The 7,398-nt window shown below is 67.7% G+C and carries 7 protein-coding genes; 3 read left to right on the top strand and 4 right to left on the bottom strand.

Translation table 11 applies throughout. The features are described from left to right. Positions 1 to 474 (top strand): hypothetical protein (locus G6022_RS02715; RefSeq protein ID WP_182690984.1); only part of this gene is annotated, 474 nt, incomplete at its 5' end. A 141-nt stretch (positions 475 to 615) separates the two neighbouring features. Further along, positions 616 to 939, top strand: coding sequence for a hypothetical protein (locus G6022_RS02710; protein WP_182640166.1), 324 nt, complete (start codon positions 616 to 618; stop codon positions 937 to 939). A 76-nt stretch (positions 940 to 1,015) separates the two neighbouring features. On the opposite strand, the gene G6022_RS02705 is transcribed toward G6022_RS02710, so the two are convergent. Both G6022_RS02705 and G6022_RS02700 read right to left on the bottom strand, forming a co-directional pair. Continuing rightward, the gene (locus G6022_RS02705) at positions 1,016 to 1,588 is read right to left on the bottom strand and encodes a hypothetical protein (RefSeq protein ID WP_182640165.1); all 573 of its coding nucleotides are present in this window, start codon (positions 1,586 to 1,588) and stop codon (positions 1,016 to 1,018) included. Then, complete coding sequence (locus tag G6022_RS02700; RefSeq protein ID WP_241731017.1) at positions 1,572 to 1,940, bottom strand: hypothetical protein; 369 nt, start codon at positions 1,938 to 1,940, stop codon at positions 1,572 to 1,574. Before G6022_RS02700 ends, G6022_RS02705 begins: the two co-directional genes overlap by 17 nt. 253 nt (positions 1,941 to 2,193) lie before the next feature. Between G6022_RS02700 and mobF the strand changes: the two genes are divergently transcribed. Further along, positions 2,194 to 5,718, top strand: coding sequence for a MobF family relaxase (gene mobF, locus G6022_RS02695; protein ID WP_241731016.1), 3,525 nt, complete (start codon positions 2,194 to 2,196; stop codon positions 5,716 to 5,718). Between the two features lie 316 nt (positions 5,719 to 6,034). Here the strand turns inward: mobF and G6022_RS02690 are convergent, their stop codons facing one another. Both G6022_RS02690 and G6022_RS02685 read right to left on the bottom strand, forming a co-directional pair. Next, positions 6,035 to 6,736, bottom strand: coding sequence for a hypothetical protein (locus tag G6022_RS02690; protein WP_182640163.1), 702 nt, complete (start codon positions 6,734 to 6,736; stop codon positions 6,035 to 6,037). After that, on the bottom strand, positions 6,733 to 7,398 hold a 666-nt coding region (locus tag G6022_RS02685; RefSeq protein WP_206682357.1), incomplete at its 5' end, for a hypothetical protein. The genes G6022_RS02685 and G6022_RS02690, both read right to left, overlap by 4 nt.

The raw sequence follows: 7,398 nt of genomic DNA, 5'->3' as shown, positions 1-7,398 counted from the left end.
GCGGGGGTGCGGATCGGCGAGGTGGCGGCGTGGATGCGCGAGCACGCCACGGGCGCAGCGGGTGAGGTGCCCGAGGCCCCGGACTTGTCTGAGCCGATGTCGGCGATGGTGGCCTCGGTGTGGGCGGCGGCGTGGAAGCGCGCCGCCGAGCAGGCAGACGAGGCCACCGCGGTGGCCCTCGATGCTGCCCGCGCCGGCGAGGCCGACGCCCTCGCCGCGGCGGAGGAAGCCATGGCGCAGCGAGCAGACGCCGACACCGCCAGGGATGAGGCGGTCCGGGACGCCGAGCAGTTGCGCTCCGAACTGGCCCAGGTTCGCCAGCAACTCGAGAAGGTGCAGCGTGAGGCGGAGCAGGCGCGCGTCCAGGCCGAGGAGGCTGACCGCGGGCGTGTGCGGGCCGAGGCCACTTCGGACACCTTGCGTGAACTGCTGGACGCGTTTCGTTCCTTCGGGCAGGCCGACGACGACAAGTAGCGATCCGCACGGTGGTGGTCTTGTCGTGTCGGACCGGGCGAGCACACTGACCGAACAGGACAGGCAATGACCAAGTGGCTCGGACCTCCGTCAGGTGCGGTCGGCACGTAGCGGGACGAACGCCAACACGGGAGGGGTGTCATGTGGGATCTACAGACCGCGATACAGGCCGTGGCGGTGGTCGCGGTGGCATCGCTTCTGGTGCCGCCGCTGGCGCGCGGCATCGGGGGCATCTGCGCGGTGATCGGATTCTGTGGCGTGACGCAGTCGAGCTCCTGGGCGCCGACGGTGATGGCGCTGGGGATGGTGGCGTGGTTCGTCGGGCACTGGTCGTTCGCTGTGCGCAACGATGTGCATTACCGGTCGCGATTGGCGCTGCTGGTGATCGACAAGACGCCGCTGCGGTGGACGATTCCGCGCTACTGGCAGCTGCGCCGCCAGAGGCGTCTCACGCCTACCCGCTGACACTTCCCACCCGACCGGTACAGCAATGGCCCCACCGAAACGGTGGGGCCATTGCTGTTGGTGTGTGGGGCCGAGTCTAGAACAGTGGTGGCTCGTCTAGTGGTGCGGTGTTGCCGCAGGCGTGGGCGTAAGCCTTGGGGTTCCAGCCGCCGGTGACGGCTTCGCGGACCGCGAGGGAGCGGGCGTGCCGGTCGTGGCGTTCGGTGGTGTTGCGGATGATTCCGGTGCGTCCGCAGGCGACCGCGTAGAGCAGGTTCGCCGATTGGGTTGAGGCGATGAGGTGGCCGGGGTCCACGCGCACGCACAAGGGTTCGTTGCAGCGGTGCTCACCGATCGCCCCGTCGGTTAGTTCGCCGGCGACCAGGAGGGCGAACCGGTGCGCGTACTCGGTTCTGCTGACGCCGTCTCGACGCCAGCTGATCCGCCCGTACCCGTCGGAGATGGCGCCGGTCCAGATGTGACACCCGTTGCCCGGAGCGCGCACGACACGGGAGCCAAACGCGGCGATCGCTGCTTCAGTCGGGGGCAGCGTCGAGTCGTACGGCCTGGACCGCGCCGGGGCAGGCCGGGGCCGGGGGCGGGCGTCCATTCCCGGCAGCGGGATGTCCTCGAACCATCCGCCGGAGACTGGCTCAGTGCTGCTGGTCACCGTTGGTGTCCGCGGGTGTCTGGCCGGCCGTCGTGGTGTCACTGTCGGCCGCATCCGTGGCCATGTTCTCGGTGTCGGTGGTGTTGTCCTTGGCGGCGCGGATCGCCGCCCCGACCTCGCGGGCGGACAGTCCGGTCATCTCCGCCAGGTCGCCCTGCGCCACACCCAGGTCCCGAAGCTCGACCAGCGACTCGCCGAGGACGATCTGCGCGTCATCGCGGGCGTCGATCGCCGAGAACACCGCGACCAGCTTGGCCTCGCGCTTGCGAGCCCGCTCCAACTCGTCGGCCATCGCCTGACGAGCCCTCGCGCGTGCGGTTTGTGAACGTGAATCAGTCTTGATAGCCGCCATGTGATCGACCCTATTGCCCTACCCATCGTGCCGCAATGCCCAACCACCATGCCGCCGTCATCGTCTCGCCGTCCTGGTCCCCGATCGCCGCACCAGATCTAGCACTGTCCGTGCTAGATCATCCTCGCTTTCGCTCGTCACAAACTGCCATACACAGTAGGCACTACTAGTGACGTCCGGAAAGCGGCTGCTCAGCGCGCCGCCGACGCGTCGTGCGTAGACGCCGCCCCGCGGCGGCTCTACGCTGGGGCTCATGATGAGCCTCCGAGCGGTGCACGCCGGTACTGGATACCAGTACCTGCTGCGCTCGGTCGCCACCCATGACGCTGACCCCGAAGGAAAGTCGCTGTCGGACTACTACGCGGCCAAGGGAACACCGCCCGGGCGGTGGATCGGCAGCGGATTGGCCGGCCTGCTCTCTGAGACAGCGACCGCCGGCGCCGTCGTGGGAGAGGTCCAAATGGCCGCCCTGTACGGCGAAGGGCTACACCCGGACACCGATCAGATGATGGCTGAAGGGAAGAGTCTGGGCGCCTGCAAGCTGGGCCGGGCCTACCCCCTGTACTCCGGAGATGTCCCCGTGCTCGCGGCGATCTCCGCCGCTGAAAAGTCGTTCCTCATTGCCGAGGGGCGCCGCCCCACTCCCGACGAGAGAAACCAACTCGCCGAGAGCGTGGCCCGCCCGTTCTACACGAGCGAGTTCGGCTATGAACACGCCTCCGGCAAGGACGTCATCGCCTGGGTGAACCGCGAACGGGACAAGGTCCGCCAGGCCGTCGCCGGATTCGATTTCACCTTCTCACCGGTCAAAAGTGTCAGCGTTCTGTGGGCGCTTTCCGACGAGCACACGGCCTCAAAAGTGGCGGCGCTACACCATCAGGCCGTGGCCGAGGCCCTGCGATGGGCCGAGGACAATGCGATCTACACCCGCGTGGGTGCCGGCGGCATCGAGCAGGTGAAAACCAGAGGCATCGTCGCCGCTGAGTTCACGCACTTCGACACCCGTGGCGGAGACCCGGACCTGCACTCGCACGTGTTGATCGCCAACAAGGTGCAAGGCCCCGACGGCCAGTGGCGCACGCTGGATTCGCGGACGATCCACCAGATGCACCAGGCGATCTCGGCTCGCTACGACGCTGTCCTGCACGACCTACTCTCCCGCCGGATGGGTCTGGACTTCGAGGCGCACTACCCGCACCCGGACAAAGCGCCGATCTGGGACATCAAGGGCATCGACCGCCGTCTCATTGACGTGTTCTCGTCCCGTCGCGCACTAGCCCGCCCGGTCTACGAGCAGCTCGTTGCCGAGTACGTAGAGAAGAACGGGCGCCAGCCCACCCAGCGAGCGGCGTACGCCCTGTGGCAGAAGGCGATCCTCGATACCCGCGACGCCAAAAAGCCCGCCCAGTCCCTCGATGAGCACCGTGCCAAGTGGCGCCAGGTGGCTGAGCAGGCCATCGGCGCCGACGCCGTCTCGTCCGTTGTCCGCGACGTCACCGAGCAGGCCACCGTCGATGCGCAGCGCAAGGTTTTTGACACCGACAGCCACGCCCGACAGGTCGCTGAGCAGGCCGTCCAATCGGTGTCGTCACGCCGCGCGCAGTTCCGCCGGTCGCACGTAGACACCGCCGTATCCACAGCTCTGAAGGGCTACCGGTTCGCCTCCGACGACGCCCTCGACCAGGCCCACGCCAAGGTCATGGACATCGCGCTTCGCGAGCTCATGGTGGAGCTGACGCCACCTGATCCACTGATCCTGCCCGAGCCCCTGACCGGCCACACCGGCGCAGGAATCGACCGGCACGCCAACGCCGAGAAGTACACCACCCAAGCCGTGCTCGACGCCGAGACCCGCGTCCTCGATGCAGCCCGCACCCCGGTGGCAGTGATCGCACCCCGCGCCAAGCTCGAGAAGGCACTTGCCGCCCACGAGAGGACCACCGGCTGGCCGCTCAACACCGGGCAGAAGGAACTGGCCCACCACCTCGTCGGAGCGGGAACCCTGCTCGCCGCCGGCGTCGGACCGGCCGGTACCGGTAAGACCACCGCCATGAAAGTGGTCGTGCAGGCGTGGGAGAACACGGGCCGCCACGTCATCGGTCTAGCGCCCTCCGCGGCAGCGGCCAGCGTGCTGGCTGAGGACATCGGCACCGACTGCCACACCATCGACTCCCTGACCTTCACCTGGCTCGGCCGCAACCCAGGCGCCCCGGGACGGAGCCTCGAGGCGCTGCCGGTGACCATTCGCCCCGGCGACATGCTCCTAGTCGACGAAGCGGGCATGGCCAGCACCGGAAACCTCGCCGCGCTGACCGAAATCGCCGCCGAATCCGGCGCCGTCCTGCGCCTGATCGGAGACCCGAAACAGCTCGCCGCCGTCGAGACCGGCGGCCTGTTCGCCGACCTGACCCGCACCCCGGGAACAGTCGAACTGAGCGAAGTCATGCGCATGGGAGCAGACACCGAACAGGCCGAGGCAACGCTCGCCCTCCGCGAAGGCAACACCGACGCCCTGGACCTCTACGCGCACCGCGGCTGGATCCGTGGCGGACACCGCGAGCAGATGCTCACTGACGCCGTTCAAGCCTTCCTCGACGACACCAAGGTCGGCCGCAAGAGCCTGGTCATCGCCTCGAACAACAGCGACGTCGACTCGCTCAACGAGGTCATCCGCGCCGACCGGATCGCCCACGGACACGTCGACGACACCCGCACCACGCGCCTTTCCCGAGGCGACACCGTCGGCGTCGGCGACACGATCATCGCCCGTGAGAACGCCAAGCTCTACACCTCCGACAGCAAGTACCTCGGCCGGGTGCTCAACGGCCAACTATTCACCCTCACCGGCATCGCCGACGACGGCTCACTAAGCGTGCGCGACATCAACACCGGCAACGATATGGTCGTGCCTGCCAGCTACGCGAGCAAGAGCATGCACCTGGGCTACGCGACGACTATCCACCGTGCCCAGGGCGCCACCGTCGATGTCACCCACGCAGTCGTCGACACCTCGGTGGACCGTGCCGGCCTGTACGTCGCGATGACCCGCGGCAAGAAGGAGAACCGCGCCTACGCCGTGTGCGAACCCACGGTCGACCTGTCTGCCGAGGACGCCCACATGCACTCAGCCGGCGACCACGACGCCCCCACCGCCGCCGAGGTACTGGCCGCCATTCTTAGGCGCGACACCCACCAAGCCTCCGCGACCGCAACACTGCGCGAGGAGATGGATAACGCCACCGACCCGGCGCGCATTGAAGCGCTGTACCGCCACGGCGTCGACCTCGCTGCCCAAGCCTTCACCAGCTCCACGCTGCCCACCTACATCGACGCCCTGCCGCGCCCCTACGGCCGACACCTCGAGCCCGGAGGCGACCAGTACGACGTGCTCGCCCGAGCCTGGACCGACGCCGCCAAGACCGGCCATGACCCCCGCGAGCTGTGGGCCGAGGCCACTGCGAACCTGGAGACCGCCGACAGTCCAGGGGCCGTCATCGCGCACCGGATACGTCACGCGACAAATGAGGACCGGGACCGGGATGCCCTGCCCACCCCTCCCCCAATCGCGCCGGCCACCGACACCGAACTGGCAGCGTGGCTGGCGACCACCCACGGCTCGCTCACTACCGCGCCGGCGCCCGCAGCTTCTGACGACTTCGCTGAGTCCTATCTGGCCCACCGTGCCGCAGAACAAGAACGCGGCCCGGACGTCGAGTCGACATCAGGACCGCAATGGGATTGGGGAGCCACCACCGATTCCTCCCCCGACCCGTGGTGAGTCAGAGACAGCAGGGAGTAGTCAGCAGTACCTGTCGTACTTGTCCATCGCCTTCCACGGCTCGGGGTTCTCGTTGTCCAGGGCCGTCATCCTCAGCGCTTCACAATCCAATGGGCTAAGACGGGTGCCACTGCTACTTGAACTGCCGCTACTCGAGCTGCCGGGGCTGCGCGATGTGCTGTCGTCGTCAGAGGACGAACACATTCCCAACCCCAGCAAGAGGGCAACACCTATGGCAACAGCACAACCGCAGCCTGCACCAGATTCGCTAGACACCGACTAAGCATAAGTTAACGCGTGTCCTGGTCCTACTCGTCTACGTCTCGATCACGGGGGGCTCAGAAAAGTCCGCTTCCGTCACCTCGTTGGCTCTGGCCTCGAACGTGCGATCAGCGCGGTGACTCAAGTACGACTCCGTGAACGGATTCGCCATCGGCGACGGCGATTCGGCGGCGGGAACTGAGCCGGGAGACCACGGTGGCGGGGAGAGCTGGCCAGCTCGGATCACGTCGCCGACGGTGGCGAGGACTGTCCATCGGAATTCGTCAGAGGTGCCCGTGACCCGGTCGAGACGGTCCTCGATCGCGGCCCGTGCGCGGGGACCGATCAGGTCGGGGTGATCGAGGTTGATGAGGTCGATCGGTACGTCGACCTCCATGTCGGCCCCATGGTGGTACACGCTGAGCAGGCCCGAGTACATGGCTAGCTCGGCGCCACGGTATGTGTCGACGGTGTACCAATCCTCGGGGTACTCCGTGAGCGCCATCGCGATCTCACCGACCGCGGACCGGTACTCGAGCCCCCTGGCGACGGCTTCGGGAGTCCTGGTGTCGAGCAGGCCCATCAAGCGGTCCTGCCTGACACTCATGAACGAGTACTGGAACCGTGTGTCGCGGAAGAGGACACCCCAGGGGTCCTCGGGGTCGTGCGGCATGACCGTCAACGGGGAGTCGGCCGCCGCCAGGGCATCGGCGAGGTAGGTCCTCATCTGGTCGTTGGCAAACGCCTGTGCGCTCATAGCTCTTCGACCTCCGGGGCTGTATCGACGGACACCGCAGCGCTGTCGAAGGTGGCAGCGGCGGGCTGAGCTTCCTGATCGGACTGGGCGATGAGCTGGGACGGTGTCTGCGTTCCTACGCCGGTGTCGATGACGTCCGCGACTGCCGGCGAGCCGCCGACGGCGGCCACCTCGGTGTGCAGCAGCCCCTCGGTGAGGCCCACTCTGCGCTCACCTGCGAGGTCGGCGGTATCGGCCGACGAGAGGCCGGGGGTGTCGGTGATCGCCGCATCGAACACGCCGGCCAGCTCGTACTCGGTGATCTCCAGGGTCACCGCTGCGATCACCGCCAGCGTCAAGAAGTCCGGGCCCGGTCCTGACCGCTCGCGAGCGCGGCGAACGGCCTCATCGCGCTCTTGCTCGGCCTGGGTCCGATCAAGTTCTGCCTGCCGCCGCGCTTCCTCCGCTGCCTTCACCAGCCGCCTTCGCTCCAGCTCGGCAGCGATCACCTCACGCCGCGCCTGAGCGACCTCTTCGGATACGCCGGAGTCTGCGCGAGCGGTCTCGACAACGAGCGATCCGACCGAGTGTTGGCGGGCGGAGTGCTCGCCGAGCGAGCGAGTCCGCGGCGGGTACGGATTAGCTGCCGCGCCCACGCGGGCGTGACGGATCAGATCGGCGAC

The organism is Dietzia sp. Cai40, from assembly GCF_014145165.1.
In the GTDB taxonomy this organism is placed as follows: Bacteria; Actinomycetota; Actinomycetes; order Mycobacteriales; family Mycobacteriaceae; genus Dietzia; species Dietzia natronolimnaea.
Note: the sequence above shows the minus strand (reverse complement) of the source record. Positions and strands in the feature narration are given on the sequence as shown.